The following is a 244-nucleotide window of genomic DNA, read 5'->3' as shown; positions in this document are numbered from 1 at the left end:
ATCATTTATCTGTTGGCAAAGTTTCTGCTGTTGAATCAGAAAAACTTTTAAATGAAATTATTACAGCAAAATCTGCTTCAGAGTCAGCCTATAAAGCTAGCGCTGGCGTATTTGATGCTATCTTTAAAGCCAACGCTGATAAACTTTCACCTAAATTGCTTGAGCAACTTAAAGAAGCAACTAGAATTTTTGAAAAGGGACAGAAAGAACTTTCTAGCTACTGGGCATCTATGCACGTTCAGGG

1 protein-coding gene is annotated in these 244 nt (G+C 36.9%); it reads left to right on the top strand.

Annotation, left to right across the window (positions count from 1 at the left end):
• On the top strand, positions 1–244 hold a 244-nt coding region (locus tag KZZ04_RS20485; protein WP_219424076.1), incomplete at both ends, for a hypothetical protein.

The organism is Pseudoalteromonas sp. CR1 (assembly GCF_019392235.1).
Lineage (GTDB): Bacteria > Pseudomonadota > Gammaproteobacteria > Enterobacterales > Alteromonadaceae > Pseudoalteromonas.
The sequence above is the reverse complement of the archived record's forward strand: the minus strand, read 5'-3'. Positions and strand labels throughout refer to the sequence as shown.